10 protein-coding genes are annotated in these 16,360 nt (G+C 71.3%); 3 read left to right on the top strand and 7 right to left on the bottom strand.

Annotated elements, in window-relative coordinates:
• Positions 1–81: 81 nt before the first annotated feature.
• Positions 82–2,973, bottom strand: a complete 2,892-nt coding sequence (locus ABT360_RS07310) for a vitamin B12-dependent ribonucleotide reductase (protein ID WP_351812075.1) — start codon at positions 2,971–2,973, stop codon at positions 82–84.
• 154 nt (positions 2,974–3,127) lie between these two features.
• Positions 3,128–3,640, bottom strand: a complete 513-nt coding sequence (gene nrdR, locus ABT360_RS07315) for a transcriptional regulator NrdR (protein ID WP_351812078.1) — start codon at positions 3,638–3,640, stop codon at positions 3,128–3,130.
• Between the two features lie 541 nt (positions 3,641–4,181).
• Here nrdR and lexA point away from each other — a divergent pair.
• A complete protein-coding gene (gene lexA / locus ABT360_RS07320; RefSeq protein WP_351812081.1) occupies positions 4,182–4,970 on the top strand; it encodes a transcriptional repressor LexA in 789 nt (262 codons plus the stop codon).
• Positions 4,971–5,223: 253 nt separating this feature from the next.
• Here lexA and ABT360_RS07325 read toward each other — a convergent pair whose 3' ends face one another.
• The 5 genes from ABT360_RS07325 to ABT360_RS07345 are packed head-to-tail and all read right to left on the bottom strand — an operon-like array spanning position 5,224 to position 13,428.
• The gene (locus ABT360_RS07325) at positions 5,224–7,227 is read right to left on the bottom strand and encodes an ATP-dependent DNA helicase (protein ID WP_351812084.1); all 2,004 of its coding nucleotides are present in this window, start codon (positions 7,225–7,227) and stop codon (positions 5,224–5,226) included.
• Between the two features lie 37 nt (positions 7,228–7,264).
• Entirely contained in the window at positions 7,265–9,280 is a 2,016-nt protein-coding gene (locus tag ABT360_RS07330) for an IucA/IucC family protein (protein WP_351812087.1), read from the bottom strand.
• 60 nt (positions 9,281–9,340) lie between these two features.
• On the bottom strand, positions 9,341–10,075 hold the full coding sequence (locus ABT360_RS07335) for a GNAT family N-acetyltransferase (RefSeq protein WP_351812090.1): 735 nt from the start codon (positions 10,073–10,075) through the stop codon (positions 9,341–9,343).
• Positions 10,076–10,115: 40 nt separating this feature from the next.
• A complete protein-coding gene (locus ABT360_RS07340; protein ID WP_351812092.1) occupies positions 10,116–12,029 on the bottom strand; it encodes an IucA/IucC family protein in 1,914 nt (637 codons plus the stop codon).
• 31 nt (positions 12,030–12,060) lie between these two features.
• The gene (locus ABT360_RS07345; RefSeq protein WP_351812094.1) at positions 12,061–13,428 is read right to left on the bottom strand and encodes a diaminobutyrate--2-oxoglutarate transaminase family protein; all 1,368 of its coding nucleotides are present in this window, start codon (positions 13,426–13,428) and stop codon (positions 12,061–12,063) included.
• A gap of 283 nt (positions 13,429–13,711) precedes the next feature.
• Between ABT360_RS07345 and ABT360_RS07350 the strand changes: the two genes are divergently transcribed.
• Together ABT360_RS07350 and ABT360_RS07355 are read left to right on the top strand one after the other, a co-directional pair.
• Entirely contained in the window at positions 13,712–14,887 is a 1,176-nt protein-coding gene (locus ABT360_RS07350) for a trypsin-like serine peptidase (RefSeq protein ID WP_351812096.1), read from the top strand.
• 269 nt (positions 14,888–15,156) lie between these two features.
• Entirely contained in the window at positions 15,157–16,329 is a 1,173-nt protein-coding gene (locus tag ABT360_RS07355; RefSeq protein ID WP_351812099.1) for a trypsin-like serine peptidase, read from the top strand.
• The last annotated feature ends 31 nt before the right edge of the window (positions 16,330–16,360 follow it).

Genomic DNA, 16,360 nt, shown 5'->3' on the forward strand with positions numbered 1-16,360 from the left:
CGGGAGAGCGGCAGAACAGCAGAACGGGAGAGCCGGAACCTCCGGCTCTCCCGTTCTGATCAGTCAGTCAGCGCCCGCGGATCAGCTGCAGCCGCTGGTCGAGCCGCAGCCCTCGCAGATGTAGCAGGAACCGGCCCGCTGCATCTTCGTACCGCAGGAGAAGCACAGCGGCGCGTCCGCGCTGATGCCCAGCTGCATCTCGACGAGCTCCGCCGAGGTGTGCGCCTGCTTGGGGGCGGGCACCTCCGCCTTGGCCGGGGTGGCGGCGACGGCCTTCGGGGCCTCCTGCTGGCGCGGCGCGGACTGTGCGAGGCCCTCGACGTCCATCTCGTCGTCGGCCGGCTCGTACGAACCGGTCTCCAGGTGGCGCTGGCGCTCCTCGGCCGAGTGGATGCCGAGCGCCGAGCGGGTCTCGAAGGGCAGGAAGTCCAGCGCCAGGCGGCGGAAGATGTAGTCGACGATCGACTGCGCCATCCGCACGTCCGGGTCGTCCGTCATGCCGGCCGGCTCGAAGCGCATGTTGGTGAACTTCGAGACGTACGTCTCCAGGGGCACGCCGTACTGGAGACCGACCGAGACGGCGATGGAGAAGGCGTCCATCATGCCCGCGAGCGTGGAGCCCTGCTTCGACATCTTCAGGAAGACCTCGCCGAGACCGTCGTCCGGGTAGGAGTTGGCGGTCATGTAGCCCTCGGCGCCGCCCACCGTGAAGGAGGTGGTGATGCCGGGACGGCCCTTGGGGAGGCGCTTGCGGACGGGACGGTACTCGACGACCTTCTCGACCGCCGCGCGGATGGTCTCCTCGGCCTTCTCGGTGACCTCGGCCTTCTCCTGCTCCTTCTTCTTGGCGGAGAGGGGCTGGCCGACCTTGCAGTTGTCGCGGTAGATCGCGAGCGCCTTGACGCCCATCTTCCACGCCTCGAAGTAGACCTCCTCGACGTCCTCGACGGTGGCCGTCTCGGGGAGGTTGACCGTCTTCGAGAGGGCGCCCGAGATCCACGGCTGGATGGCGGCCATCATGCGGACGTGGCCCATCGCGGAGATGGAACGCTCGCCCATGGCGCAGTCGAAGACCTCGTAGTGCTCCTGCTTGAGGCCGGGGGCGTCGATCACATTGCCGTGCTCGGCGATGTGGGCGACGATCGCCTCGATCTGCTCCTCCTGGTAGCCCAGGCGGCGCAGCGCCTGCGGCACGGTGCCGTTGACGATCTGCATCGAGCCGCCGCCGACCAGCTTCTTGAACTTGACCAGGGCGAGGTCGGGCTCCAGGCCGGTGGTGTCGCAGGACATGGCCAGACCGATGGTGCCGGTCGGGGCGATGACGGACGCCTGGGAGTTGCGGAAGCCGTTCTTCTCGCCGAGGCGGAGCACGTCCTGCCAGGCCTCCGTGGCGGCGGCCCAGACCGGGGTGTCCAGGTCGTCCATGCGGACGGCCTTGGCGTTGGCGTCGGCGTGCTGCTTCATGACGCGCTTGTGCGGCTCGGCGTTGAGGGCGTAGCCGTCGTACGGGCCGACGACCGCGGCCAGCTCGGCGGAGCGGCGGTAGGAGGTGGCCGTCATCAGCGACGTGATGGAACCGGCCAGCGCGCGGCCGCCGTCGGAGTCGTACGCGTGGCCCGTGGCCATCAGCAGGGCACCGAGGTTGGCGTAGCCGATGCCCAGCTGGCGGAAGGCGCGGGTGTTCTCGCCGATCTTCTGGGTCGGGAAGTCCGCGAAGCAGATGGAGATGTCCATCGCGGTGATGACGAGCTCGACGACCTTGGCGAAGCGCTCGGACTCGAAGGACTGGTTGCCCTTGCCGTCGTCCTTCAGGAACTTCATCAGGTTCAGCGAGGCGAGGTTGCACGAGGTGTTGTCCAGGTGCATGTACTCGCTGCACGGGTTCGAGCCGTTGATGCGGCCGGACTCCGGGCACGTGTGCCAGTGGTTGATCGTGTCGTCGTACTGGATGCCGGGGTCGGCGCAGGCCCAGGCGGCCTCGGCCATCTTGCGGAAGAGCGCCTTGGCGTCGACCTCCTCGATGACCTCGCCGGTCATCCGGGCACGCAGGCCGAACTTCTCGCCAGCCTCCACGGCCTTCATGAACTCGTCGTTCACCCGGACGGAGTTGTTGGCGTTCTGGTACTGGACGGACGTGATGTCGTCGCCGCCCAGGTCCATGTCGAAGCCCGCGTCGCGCAGGGCGCGGATCTTCTCCTCTTCCTTGACCTTGGTCTGGATGAAGTCCTCGATGTCGGGGTGGTCGACATCGAGGATGACCATCTTGGCGGCGCGGCGGGTGGCGCCACCGGACTTGATCGTTCCGGCGGAGGCGTCGGCGCCACGCATGAAGGAGACGGGACCGGAGGCGTTGCCGCCGGAGGAGAGGAGCTCCTTGGAGGAGCGGATGCGGGAGAGGTTCAGGCCGGCGCCGGAGCCGCCCTTGAAGATCATGCCCTCTTCCTTGTACCAGTCGAGGATCGACTCCATGGAGTCGTCGACGGACAGGATGAAGCAGGCGGAGACCTGCTGGGGCTGCGGCGTGCCGACGTTGAACCACACCGGCGAGTTGAAGCTGAAGATCTGGTGCAGGAGGGCGTAGGCCAGTTCGTGCTCGAAGATCTCGGCGTCGGCGGGCGAGGCGAAGTAGTTGTACTCCTCGCCGGCCTTGCGGTAGGTCTTCACGATCCGGTCGATCAGCTGCTTGAGACCGGTCTCGCGCTGCGGGGTGCCGACGGCCCCGCGGAAGTACTTGCTGGTGACGATGTTGACCGCGTTCACCGACCAGAAGTCGGGGAACTCGACGCCGCGCTGCTCGAAATTGACCGAGCCGTCGCGCCAGTTGGTCATGACGACGTCACGACGCTCCCACACGACCTCGTCGTACGGATGCACGCCGGGGGTGGTGTGGATGCGCTCGATGCGCAGACCCTTGCTCACCTTGGATCCCTTGGTACGGGACCCTCGTGCCGGGCCGCTCGCCGTCTCTGTCATGCCGCCTCCCATATACGGGCAAAAACACCCTGAAGTGCCCAGATCTTCCCAAGGCACAGATTTCTGTCTGTTGTCCCGGGCACCACGCACAGCGCCCGCGACACGTCATATGCCGCCCAGCGGCCGGTCACCGGTCCCTCGCCGGACCGGACGATCAGTCGGCGGCGCCCGCGGGAACCGGGACCTCGGGGGTCGCGCCGGTCCCGCTCTCCTCCGCGGGGGGCCGCCGCTCGCGGAGCTCCGCGATGGCGGCCTCGAAGTCTTCGAGTGAGTCGAACGCCCGGTACACGGACGCGAAGCGCAGGTACGCGACGAGGTCGAGCTCCCGCAGCGGCCCGAGTATGGCGAGTCCGACGTCGTGGGTGGTCAGTTCCGCGCTGCCGGTGGCGCGCACCGCCTCCTCGACCCGCTGGCCGAGCTGGGCGAGGGCGTCCTCGGTGACCGGGCGCCCCTGGCACGCCTTGCGCACTCCGGAGATGACCTTGGTGCGGCTGAAGGGCTCGGTGACCCCGCTGCGCTTGATCACCATCAGTGACGCGGTCTCCACCGTGGTGAAACGGCGGGAGCAGTCGGGGCACTGGCGGCGGCGGCGGATGGCCGTCCCGTCGTCGGTGGTGCGACTGTCGACGACACGACTGTCGGGGTGCCTGCAGAAGGGGCAGTGCATCTCCCAACCCTCCTTCACAGCACGACTGAATAGCCTCGTCAAGGCCCGTCAGAGCCCCTCGAAGCAGCCACAAGCATAGGCGATGACCACGCCCCCGATGGACCGGGGGACCACAACTTGTGGGTGGCCGGGCCAATCCAACCACTAGATCTGGGGTTCAGCCGTCTATTCGGCACCCAGCGCGTGTCGCGCGCCGCAGGATCCGGGGTCGCCCCAGAGCCTACGGGAGGCGCGCGGCGCCACGGATTCCGGGGGGCGGGGGCACCGGACCGGGGGCCTGTCGTAGATCACCGACAGGGAGCCCCCCGGAGATCGTTGCGGATCGCCGACCGGGGCGCCCGGGGGCGTCGGCGGGAAGGGCGCTACCGTGAGTGGAGACGACCTGGAGGCCGGTGAAAACATCGGCGAGCGATCGCACATACACCTAGTAACACGCACATGTAAGCCAATCCCCGATTTTTCACTCGAACGTGTGTTTGGCGCAACCTTTCGAAAGCAACTACCGTTGTCCAGCTAGGGAGACCATTCGAGAGGGGCCGACGTGACCACCACCGCAAACAGTGCCGCCACCATCACTGCCCAGGACCGCTCCCAGAGCCGACTCGAGCCGGTGCATGCCATGAATGAAGTGACCACGAACGCGGAGGGGCCCAAGCCCACGCGCTCGCTGCCCGGGCGACCTCCAGGCATCCGGGCGGACAGCTCCGGGCTCACGGACCGGCAGCGGCGGGTCATCGAGGTCATCCGGGACTCGGTGCAGCGGCGCGGTTACCCGCCGTCGATGCGGGAGATCGGCCAGGCGGTGGGGCTGTCCAGCACCTCGTCGGTCGCCCACCAGCTGATGGCTCTGGAGCGCAAGGGTTTCCTGCGCCGGGACCCGCACCGGCCCAGGGCCTACGAGGTCCGCGGGTCCGACCAGCCGAGCACCCAGCCGACCGACACCACCGGCAAGCCCGCCGCGTCGTACGTTCCGCTTGTCGGCCGTATCGCGGCCGGTGGGCCGATCCTCGCCGAGGAGTCGGTGGAGGACGTGTTCCCCCTCCCCCGCCAGCTGGTCGGTGACGGAGAGCTGTTCGTCCTGAAGGTCGTCGGTGATTCCATGATCGAAGCGGCCATCTGTGACGGCGACTGGGTGACCGTGCGCCGCCAGCCGGTCGCGGAGAACGGCGACATCGTGGCGGCGATGCTGGACGGCGAAGCCACGGTGAAGCGCTTCAAGCGCGAGGACGGCCATGTCTGGCTCCTCCCGCACAATGCCGCGTACCAGCCGATCCCGGGTGACGAGGCGACGATCCTCGGCAAGGTGGTGGCGGTACTCCGGCGCGTCTGACACACCGCGCCGGCTCCGACCGGGCCCCGGGACCCACTGCGCCGGTCCCGGGGCCCTACGTATGTGCGCCGCCACCGGACCGGACACCGCCCCGGACCCGACGCCTCCCCAGCACTCCCACCCGCCGTCGGGCGCCCTGCGCCGGTCCCCTGCGGCCTCGGTCCACCCGCCCTGGAGCCGGGCCGCCGGCGGGACCGTGCGACCGGCCAGGGGCACACCGGGCGCGGGCACAGCCCCGATGGGACCCAGCCGCTCAGGCCTCGGCGGCCTTGGCCGCAGCGTCGATCGCAGCGAGTGAACGACGCACCTGGTTGCGGTCCGTGGTGTACCAGAAGTCGGGCAGCGAAGCGCGTAGATAGCTGCCGTACCGGGCATTGGCCAGGCGGGGATCAAGGACGGCGACCACTCCGCGGTCGCCCGTGGCACGGACGAGCCGCCCCGCGCCCTGCGCCATCAGCAGCGCCGCGTGCGTCGCCGCGACGGCCATGAAGCCGTTCCCGCCCGCCTCTTCCACAGCCTTCTGGCGGGCGCTCATCAGCGGGTCGTCGGGCCGGGGGAACGGGATGCGGTCCATCACCACCAGCTGGCAGTTCGGCCCGGGAACGTCCACGCCCTGCCACAGCGAGAGCGTGCCGAAGAGGCAGGTCTCCGGGTCGTTCGCGAAAGTCTTGATCAGTTCGCCCAGGGTGTCCTCGCCCTGGAGCAGGATCGGCTTGTCGAGCCTGCCGCGGAGTTCCTCGGCCGCGGCCTGGGCCGCCCGCATGGACGAAAAGAGGCCGAGCGTACGGCCACCGGCCGCTTCGACCAGCTCCGCCAGCTCGTCCATCATGTCGCCGCGGCTGCCCTCCCTGCCCGGGGTGGCCAGGTGCCTGGCGACGTACAGGATCCCCTGCCTGGGGTAGTCGAACGGCGAGCCGACGTCGATGCCCTTCCAGACCGGCACGTCCTCGTCCTCCGTGCCGACGGTGCCCTCCGGAGGGAGGCCCAGGGAAGCCCCCACACCGTTGAAGTCGCCGCCGAGCTTGAGCGTGGCGGAGGTGAGGACGACCGACCGCTCGGCGAAGAGCTTCTCGCGCAGCAGGCCGGAGACGGACAGCGGCGCCACCCGCAGGGACGCCCCGAAGCGGTCATGGCGCTCGTACCAGACGACGTCGTACTCGGAGCCCTGGGTGATGCGCTCGGCGACATCATGGATGGTCTCCACGGAGGCCTTGGCCTGCTTGCGGACCGCGTCCTCGTCCTGGACCGACTTGTCGCGCGTCGAGCCGAGGGACGAGATGACCGCGCGCGCCGCGTCACGCAGCGCCATCAACGCGTACCCCAGGTCCTCGGGGATCTCCTCCAGGCGGCCGGGCAGCGCCAGCTCCATCAGCCGCTCGAAACCCTCGGCCGCCGTCTGGAGCTGATCGGCGACCTTCTCGTCGACCAGCTTGGCCGCCCGGCGCACCGCCCGGTTGACCTGCCCGGGCGTGAGCTCGCCGGTGGCGACACCGGTGACCCGGGAGACCAGCTCATGGGCCTCGTCGACGATCAGGACCTCATGCTGCGGAAGCACCGGGGCGCCCTCGATGGCGTCGATGGCGAGCAGGGCGTGGTTGGTGACGACGACATCGGCGAGCTTGGCACGCTCCCGCGCGGCCTCGGCGAAGCACTCCGCTCCGTACGCGCACTTCGACGCGCCCAGGCATTCGCGGGAGGTGACGGACACCTGCGACCAGGCCCGGTCCGAGACACCGGGCGTCAGGTCGTCCCGGTCCCCGGTCTCCGTGTCGTCGGACCAGTCACGCAGACGCAGCAGGTCCTGGCCGAGCTTGCTGGTGGGCGCGGCCGCCTTGGGGTCCCCCATGCCGAAGGCCAGGGGAGGGTCGAAGAGGCCCTCCTCCTCGTCCTGCGGGACGCCCTCGTGGAGGCGGTGCAGGCACAGGTAGTTCGAGCGGCCCTTGAGCATGGCGAACTCCGGGCGGCGCCGCAGCTGCGGATGGAGCGCGTCCACCGTGCGCGGCAGGTCCCGCTCGACCAGCTGCCGCTGGAGGGCCAGCGTCGCGGTGGCGACCACGACCCGGTCCCCGTGCGCCAGCGCGGGCACCAGGTACCCCAGGGACTTCCCGGTGCCGGTGCCGGCCTGGACCAGCAGGTGGGAGCCGTCGTCGATGGCCTGCGCCACGGCCTCGGCCATGGTGACCTGGCCTGGCCGTTCCACGCCGCCGACGGCGGTGACGGCGGCGTGGAGGAGCTCGGGGAGGGATGGCTTCGTCATAGCCCGTCCACCCTACGGCGCGCCACTGACAATCGGATCACGCGAGTGGATTGGGGACGGTGCCGTGCACGGCGGCGTGCGGCCGCTGGGCCCGGTCGCGGTATCCGTCCAGGTGCAACCGGTTGCGGTTGAGGCACAGCCGCTCGATACGCGGTGTGAGCAGGTCGAACAGCTCGTAACGGTCCTTGAGGTCCGGGAAGCGGGCCTGGTGCCGCAGGATTTCAGCCCGTACGAGTGACCAGAAGTCCCGCTCCGGCACGCCGAGTTGCTCCTCGCAGAGCGGCGCCAGGTAGCGGAAGACGCCGACGAAGAGCCCGGAGTGGATGAACTGGGTCAGGAACCCGGGCTCCTCGGCGAGGAGCACGGCCCGTACGTCGTCCGGCATGGTGTCGTGCTCGGGCACCGGGTGGGCGCTGACGTTGATGTCGTCGACGAAGTCCTTGATCGCCAGTCGTACGGGGACGTCCCGGTCGTCGAAGACGACGATGGTGTTCTCCCCGTGCGGGGAGAAGACGGTGCCGTACCGGTAGAGGAAGTGCAGCAAGGGGGGCAGCAGGGCGGCGAAGAGACGCTGGAGCCAGACGGTGGGGCCGAGCCCCGACCGGGCCACCAGTTCGGCGGTGAAGGAGCGGCCGTCGGGATCGGTGTGGAGGAGGGACGCGAGGGTGCGGGCGCGTTCGCCGGGCGGCAGTCGCAGCGGTTCGCGCCAGATCGCGCCGAGCAGCTCCTTGTACTGGTACGGGGCCTCGGGGAGGTGGTCGTACAGGGGGTGCTCGACCGTGACGGAGGCGACCTCGCCCAGGAGGATCACCCCGCAGTCGTCGCGCAGGAACGGGTCGGCGTCGCGCAGTGCGTGGACCCAGGAGGTGACGGCGGGGGCGGCGAGGGTGCGTTCGGTGGGCAGGCCGCGCCAGACGAGGGTGTTGAGGACGGACAGCGGCAGCTTGACGCTGAACCGGTCGGGCCGGGTGACGTTGAGGAACGTACGGATCGACTGCTGCGGCATCCGGAGGTCGCCGTCGGCGGGGAGCGGCACGATCGCGCCCTCGGCGATGGCGGGCGCGTAGAGCGGCAGCAGCACCTCGTCCCACTGCCAGGGGTGCACCGGGAGGTAGAGGTAAGCCGCCGGGTCGAGGCCGCGTTCGCGGAGCTCGGCGGCGAACGTGTCGCGCACGGCCGGGGCGAGTTCCCGGTCGTAGAGGTGCGCGGGGGTGTCGAGGGCGGGGACGCCGCGGTAGGCGGCGAGCGTGGTGCTGACCGCGATCCAGGGCAGTGGTGCCGCTCGACGAGCCTCGGGCGCCCAGCGGGCCGCGTCGGCCGCGGAGAAACCGATGCGGCCCTTGTTGAAGACGATCCACGGGTGGCCGGTCTGGTGGCCTTCGAGCTCCGCGTAGCCGAGGTCGGCGAGGCGGCCGGCCGGAAGCGCGGTGTGCTCCAGCCGGCTGTCGGCGGCGAGCGTGATGGTCAGCTCGCGGAGCAGGTGGCCGAGCGTGGCTCCGTCCAGGCGCAGGACGTGGCGGGCCCGGACGAGGAAGTCCAGCGGGTCGGTGAAGGGGTGCCCGTCACGGGTGATCGAGTGGGGATCGACCCGCCAGCTGCCGTAGGCGGTCCGGCGCGCGGCGAAGGCGAGCACGGACCCGTCGTCGAGTCTGATCGTGTACGCGTCGGTCGGCGGCCGCCCGTCGGTGTGGTCCTCCGGCGTGAGCCGGAAGCCGTCGTCCGGCGGGTACGACCAGCCGGAGTCGCCGTCCGGCGGCTGCGACGAGCGGGAGTCGCCGTCCGCTGTGGGCATGGGCTCGTCGGCCGGGGCGGGCCGGGGTTCTTCGGCCGGGGCGGGCCGGGGGGCGGCCGGGGCGGGCCGGGGATCGTCGGCCGGCGGGGTGGGCAGCCGGGTGGGCTCGATGATCTCTTCGTAGGCGAATTCGCCGAGCATCTTCGCGAGGAGGTGGCGGGAGGCCCGCGCCCAGGCCCGCGGGTTCAGCTCGGGCGGGGCGGAGGCTGTCGGCGGGGCGGGCGGCTCCGCGGAGTCGAAGGTGGCAGGGGATTTCGGCACGGGGACTCCTCCGGGTGGAACCGATGCGGGTCGAGCGGTGTATGTGGAGCAGCGGGCTGTTCACAGCAGGTGTCGCAGGGTGCGGTCGCGGATCATCAGGGCGGCTCGCTTGTCGGGGAGGTCGAGTTCGGCGGAGAAACGGAAACCGGCGCTCAGGAAGGCCGAGACGGACGGGGTGTTGCGGATGTCCGGTTCCGCGATGACGCGTGCGCAGCGCGGGCGGTTGTCGAGGACGAGGTCCGAGACGGCCCTGAGCAGGGTGGTGCCGACGCCCCGGCCCCGGTGGGCGATGCCTCCGATGAGCAGGTGGACACCGGTGTCGTGGGGGCGGGCCGGGTAGTGGCGGGCCAGGGGGTCGAGGTCGGCGCGGTAGATCTCGAAGTAGCTCATGGGGCTGCCGCCGAGCACGCCCAGGCACGGCACGCTGCGTCCGTCGCCGTCGAGTTGGGCGCGCAGGTGGGTGTCGGTGACCGCTACGGGCCCGGCGAGTTCCCAGAACGCGGCGACGGCGGGGTCGTTCATCCACCGGCTGATGAGTTCCCGGTCGCGTTCGATGTGCACGGGGACGAGCCGGAAGGCTCCGAGGGGCGTGGTGACGGGGCCCCAGTCGGCGACGGCGTCGAGGAGGTCGTCGCCGACACCGCGTGGCCGCTGCTGCCCGGGGCCCGGGTCGTGCTCGCGGAACAGCGTGATCAGCTCGTCGGGCAGCCGGAGGTCCAGGGTGTCCTCCGTGCCCGGGCCGGCCGGCGCGTGGCAGCTGGGTCCGGTGTCGGAGCTCGCATCGGTGGGAGGCACGGGGCGCTGTCCTCTCGGCGGTTCGGGTGGGCGGATCGTGTCAGCGGCGGAGGGGGTTGGCGATGGTGACGTACACGGACTGGGTGTCGACGGGGCCGACGAGTTCGTCGAGGCCGTGCAACCGGGTCAGGAGGTTGGCCTTGCAGCGCAGGGTCGGGCTCTCCAGGAGGCGGCCCGGCAGGGGGGAGCCGAGTCCGGTGGCGGTGGTGAGGAACTGGCGGAAGGCGGCGAGGAGGAGTTGTTCGTCGGCGAGGCGCTGCGCGCCGAACGCGCCGATGAGGCCGAGCACGTTGTTGATGCCGAGGTAGTAGGCGAACCGTTCGTCGGTGACGTCGTCGGCGACGAAGGTGTCGCTGTGGGTACCGATCCCGGGGAGCCGGTGCTCCAGGGCGGTGCGGTGCGACTCGCGGAAGTAGTAGCCCTGGTTGTCGCGGTAGCGGCCGCCCCGGGGCCAGCCGTCGGGGTCGAGGATGACCAGGGTGTTCTGCTGGTGGGCCTCCAGGGCGACGCCGGCCGTGCCGTCGAGCCAGAGGACGGGGCGGACGACCTGGTCGAGGTAGCGCAGGAACCACTCGGCGGCGACGGCTCCGGTGGGGCGGCCGGTGCGGGCGGCGAGCCGGGACACGGTGACGGCCAGGCGCGATCGCATCCGGGTGCTGCCGGGCCATGGGCGCGGCGCGGTCAGGCCCGCGATGCAGACGGCGTCGTCGCCGAGGCCGAAGGGGTTGTGGCGGATCATCACGTCGAGGCCGGTGACGGGCTCGCCGGACGGGGTGTCGACGGCGAGCCAGGCCGGGTCGCGCACGATGTCGAAGCCCGGGTGGACGGCCTGCCACTCCTCGGCGAGGCCGGTGCGGAGCAGTCGGTGGACCTCGACGCCGCGGTGGAGTTCCTTGCGGAGGTTCTCGCGGCGGGAGTTGGTGATGCGTACGCCGAGGGACAGTTTGAGCATGGCCGGGGCGCCGGGCCGGTGGACGGTACGGACGGAGGAGGTGGGGTGCCAGGGGTCCCCGTGGGTGCCCAGGTCGTGGAGCAGGCCGGCGGAGAGGAGTTCGGCGACGGCGGGGCGGTGGAGGAGTTCGCGGGCCTGCCAGGGGTGGAGGGGCAGGGCGGCGGTGTCGCCGGGGAGGGCGAGGTCGCCGGCGAGGCGGGCGGTGAGGTGGTCGGCGGTCCGGGGGCGGCCCTGTTCGGTCCAGGCGGAGTCGGCGGCGAGTACGGACCGGTCGACGGCCATCCAGTGCAGGGGGAAGGAGCCGGACAACTCGGGTGAGTAGAGCCGGGCTTCGGAGTCGGAGAGGCCTTCGCGGCTCTTGGGGGTGGGGTGGAGGGGGTGGCCGAGCAGCAGGGACTGTTCGGCGGTGAGGAAGAGGTCGGCGTCGGCGGTGGGGCCGGGGTGGCCGCGCCGGTGGGTGATGAAGTCGGCGGTGCGGCGTACGGAGTCGGCGACGCGGCCGACCAGGTCGGCGCTCTCCCGGTGGTCGGCTCCGCTGCCGGACTCGCGGCCGATGAGGGCGGCGACGGTCACCGCGTCGGCGGGCGGGGCGGTGGACGGGGCGCCTCCGAGGGTGGGCGGGCCGAAGCGGTGCCAGCCGGTGGGCGACCAGTAGTGGACGGGGACGAGGAGGGCGGTCCCGGTGGCGTCGAGGGGGATGCGCAGGGTGTTTCCGGCCGGTTGGGCGAGGTTCTTCTCGCGTACCCAGCAGCGGAGGAGGTTCTCGGTGGTCGCCGCGTCGGCGGCGTGGTGCGCGTCCGGGTGGTCGAGGGGGTCGGGGCCGTCGGCGTGGGGTCCGCTCGCGGCTGCCGTGCCCGTCGCGGCCGGCATGGGGCCGGGCAGGTCTTCGTACCCTCCCGAATACTGGCGCGGCACTGTCGTCGACTCGCCCGGGCGGGGGCCGCCGGGGGCGGTGGGAGGGCCGTCGGCGCCGGGTGCTTCGGGTACGGGGGTGGGGTTCACGGCGGGGGCTTTCTGGTGAGGAGGTTCGGGTTCAGCGGGACGGTCCTGGGTCGTTCGGGTGGGGAGGGGTGCGCTCGGCGGCGGCCAGGGCGTCGGCGAAGCGGTCGAGGACGGCCGCCGCCTGTTCGTCGGTGAGCGTCAGGGGAGGGAGGAGGCGTACGACGGCGTTGTGGCGGCCGCCGAGTTCGACGATGAGCCCGCGTCGGAGGCACTCGCGCTGGACGGTCGCGGCGAGGGCGGGGTCCGCGGGCGGAACGTCGGCGGAGGTGTCCGGGGCGACCAGCTCGACGCCGATCATGAGGCCCCGGCCCCGCACGTCCCCGATGCGGGGGTCGGCGGCGGCCAGGCCCTGGAGCTGTCCCAGCATGCGCGTCCCGAGGGTCGCGGCCCGCTCGGCGAGGTGGTTCTCGCGGACGAAGGCGAGGGTGGCCGCACCGGCCGCCATGGCGAGCTGGTTGCCGCGGAAGGTGCCGGCGTGGGCGCCGGGCTGCCAGACGTCCAGCCCGGACCGGTAGACGATGACGGCCAGGGGGAGGGAACCGCCGATGGCCTTGGACATGACCATCACGTCGGGGACGACACCGCTGTGCTCGACGGCCCAGAACGCGCCGGTGCGGCCGACGCCGGTCTGCACCTCGTCGGCGATGAGCGGGATGGAGCGGTCGGCGGTGATCCGGCGCATCCGGCGCAGCCAGGTGTCGGGGGCGGGGATCACGCCGCCCTCGCCCTGGACGGGTTCGAGGATCATCCCGGCGGGGTGGGGGACGCCGGACTTGGGGTCGTCGAGGAGGCTCTCGGTCCAGCGGGCGGCGATCTCGGCGCCGCGCTCGCCGCCGACGCCGAAGGGGCAGCGGTAGTCGTGCGGGTAGGGCAGGCGGGTGACCTGTACGTCGGTGGCTCCGCCGGAGGCGGCCAGGGCGCCGGCCGTCATGCCGTGGTACGCGCCGGTGAAGGCGAGCAGGCCCTGCCGGCCGGTCGCGTTGCGCACCAGTTTGAGCGCCGCCTCGACGGCGTCCGTGCCGGCCGGGCCGCAGAACTGGATCCGTGCGTCGTCGGCGAGCCGGCGGGGCAGCGTGGCGAACAGTTCGGTGGTGAAGGCGTCCTTGACCGGTGTGGCCAGGTCGAGGACGTGGAGGGGGGCGCCCGAGTCGAGGACCTTCTTGATGGCCTCCAGGATCACGGGGTGGTTGTGGCCGAGGGCCAGGGTTCCCGCGCCGGAGAGGCAGTCGAGGTAGCGGCGCCCGTCGGCCCCTTCGATGGTCAGGCCACGTGCCCGCACGGGGACGATGGGCAGGGCGCGCGCATAGGTGCGGGCGGCCGATTCGCGGAGCGACTGGCGGCGAAGGATCCCTTCCTGCCCGGACGTCGGTGCCACCGGGGCTGATTCGGTCACGGCCACGGCTCGGGTCCTCCCGGTAACGTTTGCGCTGCTCATCGGTGTGCGGCTCGTCCGACGCACGGCGGCGACGGGCGTGACTCTGCGTCCCCCGTACGTACCAACGACGACATCTCTTCCCGATCACGGCCGCGGTGAAGATCCTTGCGGCCGGGGAACCGCCGCCCTGCCGCACGCCGTCCCCATCGGCACCGGCATAGTGGGGGCCGCACTCCGGTGCCGAAGTCCAGACGAGTCAAGACGTGCTCAGAAGTGCTCTGTCACGAAGTTCCAGGGGGATCACGACATGCGACCCATTCGTCCGCTGCTCGCCGCAGCCTCCGTCGCCGCGGCGCTGGCGCTGACGGCCACTGCCTGTGGCCCGAGCGAGGACAACGCGGGCGGTGAGCCGACCGCTTCCGCGAGCCAGACGTCCGACGGCAAGATCACGATTCCGGACGATCTGAAGGACCGGCTCAAGGAGCACGGGATCGACCTGGACAAGTGGAGGAACGGCGAGTGGAAGAACTGGGACAAGGACACATGGCTGCGTGAGGCCAAGGACTACGTCAACCCGATCATCGAGGACCTGTGGGACCCGGACCGGATGCGGGACGCGGAACAGCCCGAACGGCCGGTCGAGGACGGGGACGTCGACGGTGACGAGGGCGTGACGGACCCGACGCCCGAGCCGGTCGAGGCCCAGGCCGTGAAGGCGCCGTTCCACGACAACGTCCCGGAGGCCGGCAAGGTCCTCTTCGACGGCCCCCAGGGCTCGATGGTCTGCTCCGCGACCGTGGTGAAGGACCCCGCGAACCCGGGCAAGTCCAACCTCGTCTGGACGGCGGGCCACTGCGTGCACGCCGGCAAGGACGGCGGCTGGTACCGGAACATCGCGTTCGTCCCCTCGTACAACGACAGCGGCAAGACCGGCGCCGCGCTGGAGAACGCGACCCGCGAGGACATGGCGCCCTACGGCGTGTGGTGGGGCGACTGGGCGCAGACCTCCGAGCAGTGGATCTCCCAGGGTGCGGCCACCGGTGGCCAGGGCGCTCCGTACGACTACGCGGTCATCCACGTGACTCCGGAGAAGGGCGGCAACGGCAAGTCGCTGGAGGAGACGGTCGGTTCGGCGCTTCCGGTCGAGTTCGCCGCCCCGGCCGCGCCGGAGATCGCGAAGATGGAGGCGACCGGTTACCCGGCGGCGCCGCCGTTCGACGGCCAGCAGATGTTCCAGTGCGCGGACAAGCCGGGCCGGCTGTCCCTCGACGCCGCCCAGCCGACGATGTACCGCATCGGCTGCACCATGACGGGCGGTTCCTCCGGCGGCGGGTGGGTCGCGCAGGGCAAGGACGGCAAGCCCGCGCTGGTCTCCAACACCTCCATCGGCCCGGTGACGGCGGGGTGGCTGGCCGGTCCGCGGCTGGGTGACGAGGCCAAGGGCATCTACGAAGCGGTCAGCAAGAAGTTCGCGGGCCAGTAGGCCGGCGGGCATGTGCCCGGGCGTTCCGGTGGTGAACCGGAACGCCCGGCGCCCGGCCCGGGCCTCCGGGCGCCCTGCTTCCCGATTCCGGCCGTCTGACCAGCCGGTGGAGACTCCGTGCAGGTCACCGTGGGTGGCGACTGCCCCTGGCCGGACCGGCATAGAGTAGGGGCGCATTCGCGCGCGGGCGGTCCCGGAAGACCGCCCATTTGCGTGTCAGGTTCATGGCATTCCACGATGCACATGCGTTATCAGGGGGAATCGTTCTCATGCGATCCATACGTCCGCTCCTGGCCGTCACCGGCCTGGCCGCGGCTCTCACGCTGACGGCCACCGCCTGTGGCCCCACCGGGGACGAGGCGGGCGGCACATCCGCCTCCTCGAGCCCCGCCGACACCGGAACCAGTGGCGCGGAGCTGCCGGCCGATCTCGCCGACAAGCTCAGGGAGCACGGCGTCGACCCGGAAAAGTGGAAGAACGGCGAGTGGAAGAACTGGGACAAGGACACATGGCTGCGTGAGGCCAAGGACTTCGTCAACCCGGTGATCGAGGGGCTGTGGAAGCCCGAGCGGATGCAGTCCGCCAAGTCCCCGCAGAAGACGATGGCCGCCGGGGCCGTCACGGGCGACCAGGGCGCCACCGACCCCGAGCCGCGGCCGGTGGAGGCCGTGGCGGAGGAGAAGCCGTACCACCGGAACGCCGCGCCCGTCGGCAAGGTCTTCTTCGACGCCCCCGAGGGCTCGATGGTCTGCTCCGCGACCGTCATCAAGGACCCCAAGAACCCCGGCAAGTCCAACCTCGTGTGGACCGCGGGCCACTGCGTGCACGCCGGGAAGGCGGGCGGCTGGTTCCGCAACATCGCCTTCGTCCCCGCGTACAACGACCTGGGCAAGTCCCCGGCCGCGCTGGAGAAGGCCGCTCCGCAGGAAGTCGCCCCCTACGGCGTCTACTGGGCGGACTGGGTCTCGACCTCCGGCGAGTGGATCTCGCAGGGCGGCCCGACCGGCGGCGAGGGCGCCCCGTACGACTACGCCGTGATGCATGTGAAGCCGGAGAACGGCACCAAGTCCCTGGAGGAGACGGTCGGCGTCGCGCTCGACGTCGACTTCAACGCCCCCCAGGCGGCGGGCATCCCCGCGATGGGCGCCTGGGGCTACCCCGCCGCCCCTCCGTACGACGGTGCGCTGATGCACAAGTGCGTCGACCGCCCCGGCCGCCTCACGCTGACGCCCGGTACGCCGACCATGTGGCGGATCGGCTGCACCATGACCGGCGGGTCATCCGGCGGCGGCTGGTTCATCGAGAAGCCGGGCGGGAAGCTGGCGCTGGTGTCCAACACCTCCATCGGCCCGGTGACCGCGGGCTGGCTGGCCGGCCCCCGTCTCGACCGGGGCGCGGAGCAGATCTACACGATGATGAGCGAGAAGTTCGCCGGCCAGTAGCAGGGGCGGCTGATGCACGCCCGGTGAACTC

It is taken from the genome of Streptomyces sp. NPDC000229 (assembly GCF_040300825.1).
Classification (GTDB): Bacteria; Actinomycetota; Actinomycetes; order Streptomycetales; family Streptomycetaceae; genus Streptomyces.